Source organism: Marinobacter maroccanus (genome assembly GCF_002933275.1).
GTDB lineage: Bacteria > Pseudomonadota > Gammaproteobacteria > Pseudomonadales > Oleiphilaceae > Marinobacter > Marinobacter maroccanus.
In genome coordinates this window covers 1-2,125 of the sequence record NZ_PSSX01000040.1, presented here as the reverse complement: position 1 = coordinate 2,125, position 2,125 = coordinate 1, and the positions used below count along the sequence as shown (strand labels likewise).

4 protein-coding genes are annotated in these 2,125 nt (G+C 52.2%); 1 reads left to right on the top strand and 3 read right to left on the bottom strand.

What is annotated here, in order from left to right; all coding sequences use genetic code 11:
* Positions 1-127: 127 nt before the first annotated feature.
* A complete protein-coding gene (locus KEHDKFFH_RS20520; RefSeq protein ID WP_277872187.1) occupies positions 128-250 on the top strand; it encodes a hypothetical protein in 123 nt (40 codons plus the stop codon).
* A 354-nt stretch (positions 251-604) separates the two neighbouring features.
* On the opposite strand, the gene KEHDKFFH_RS19925 is transcribed toward KEHDKFFH_RS20520, so the two are convergent.
* The 3 genes from KEHDKFFH_RS19925 to KEHDKFFH_RS20515 all read right to left on the bottom strand — a co-directional run bounded on the left by KEHDKFFH_RS19925 (position 605) and on the right by KEHDKFFH_RS20515 (position 1,825).
* Positions 605-862, bottom strand: a complete 258-nt coding sequence (locus tag KEHDKFFH_RS19925; protein ID WP_104323511.1) for a hypothetical protein — start codon at positions 860-862, stop codon at positions 605-607.
* Positions 863-909: 47 nt separating this feature from the next.
* The gene (locus tag KEHDKFFH_RS19920; protein WP_104323510.1) at positions 910-1,326 is read right to left on the bottom strand and encodes an antirestriction protein; all 417 of its coding nucleotides are present in this window, start codon (positions 1,324-1,326) and stop codon (positions 910-912) included.
* Positions 1,327-1,690: 364 nt separating this feature from the next.
* Positions 1,691-1,825, bottom strand: coding sequence for a hypothetical protein (locus KEHDKFFH_RS20515; protein ID WP_265734816.1), 135 nt, complete (start codon positions 1,823-1,825; stop codon positions 1,691-1,693).
* Between the last annotated feature and the right edge of the window lie 300 nt (positions 1,826-2,125).

The following is a 2,125-nucleotide window of genomic DNA, read 5'->3' as shown; positions in this document are numbered from 1 at the left end:
CGATCAGCGGGGATCCTTTACCGGCCGGAGGTCGGAAGCGCGAGGGATATGGAGGGCGTCAGTCCCGCCACCGGCGGGATGAGCGAATAGCGAACCCGGAGAAGCCCGCCCCGTAGGGCGCGCCCAAATGGCCAGAAGCAAACTGAAAGCTTTGGCCGAGAACTATCAGGTTCCCGACCTCAGTAATCTCAATGTGCTTTCAGTAAACATCAATCCGGTCTTCGATATTTCTAGGCAACTGATCGTCTGAGAAATCCTCGTCTACCACCGAATTCCTTGTGCTCTTAACCAACTCGATATTTGCACTGTGCGCCTTCCATTCACCGAATGCCGCATCATCGACGGTTACCAGAGAATTTCCTCCGTTAAGCGGTAATTCTCGAACGACCGTTCCACGCTTCAATGGCCAGTCTCCAATGTGCTGGCCGGTGTCCCTCAAGAATTGAGCTGTAAACCGAACCTCCTTACCCAGTAAACTCATGCCGCTGTTTCCTTGCGTTGTTGGATATGCCTCACCAATTCCCGAAAATCACGCCCAGTCATTGGCCCTAAACGAATTGGCGTTTGTCTTGAAAACGCTCTCATCACAGCCCGTGCTCGATGATCATAATGACGCATGGCGGTCCCTCCTCATGAACTTTATCTGTTGCATTTGCCTGCGAAGGTCTCGGGTGCTTTCGCACAACTCAGCAAACAACACGGCATGACGCCGTGTAACAAAATCGCCCAAACTGTCTCGCCGCTTACCCGCAACACCAAATACCGAGTACCGATGCAAGCCACCACCTGCTACGTTGGCCAGCTCAAAATCGTCGTACATCGCCAAATCGGCTGCACTGCGCAAATAAATCAACGTGTCCATATCTTGCCCCTTACCCGCCACGAGTAACGTGGCGGGTAGCGCTCCAGTTAAGCGATTAGCCGTTTGATGTCGTTGGCGTTGGCCGAATCCATGGCGTCGAGCCACAATCGGTTATAAGCCGTATAAAACACGGGATCACCGGTGAAACATCCAAGGCGTGTAAACGCTACCAACGACAACGCCATGCCTGCGGTCGTCGCATCTGCGCGCACAGCTACCAGGTTCCGAGGATTGAATAATTTGAGGCGCTCGTTGATCACCGGCTCCATGAAGAAGCCAGCGGAGTTGGTGGCAAGGTAAAGCCACTGAGCACCACGAAATTGCGGCTGCCACTCTGCCATTACCGAGAAAACGGTTTGCTCTATTTCAGCGCGGTACGCGCTCAAATAGTCTGGAAAAGCCGCTTTGCGGAATTTGAAAACAGACGCCGGAGCGCTGGACAAACAGGGTGCGGTTGCACTCATGGTGGGAATCTCCTAACTCGCCTCGAAACCGCCGGCGAAACACGGGGGCCAGCAATTGCTGGCCACTATCAAATTATCGTTTAAAATCGGCACTTTGTCAACTTCTAAGGCAACCTTTAAACCCCTTGTTTTATCTTTGAGCCGGAATCTCTCCAGCTACTAATGTGATTAACGGGTTACTCATGCTCCTGGGCCACTCCAAATGCAGATAGCTGGGTTTAGCTACCGATGCCCTAAAGTCCACTCGACTCGTCGCCACGAAGGCTGTGCCGGCAACCAGAAACGCGATCCCGACCGCTTTCAGTTCATCTTTCACGATACCTCTCCCTGAGAAAGTGGGGGCCAGACTTCGGCCCCCTATGGGTTACTTGATGTGAAGTTCCAGCGTCCAATCCTTGGACACAAAGCGGAAATCAACCTCTGAACCCAAGACGGTAGCCAATAACAGCACGGCGATAATCCATTTTCCGTACTTGGCTAGTTGCAGCTTGGTTTTCATTTTCTTGTTACTCCATCGCCTCGTAACACCGGCGAGCGTGGCGCTTAGAATATTCCCTAAGTGCCCGATAATAATAGCATTAAACTCTTTTTATTGTCAATTTCTTTGTATATTTTTCAAGAATAAAGCAGCATCCCCGCAGCCTAAAAGGATCTGAAAGTCAGCTTGCAATGGGCTTTGTGATGATCTTGATTGTCCGGAGACCGCCGGGATCGGGCAGAGCCCGACTTTAATTCAGCGCGGCTTCGCCGCCACATCGTTGCTGAATGCTGACCAGGCCCCTGCCCTGTCGTGAGATCC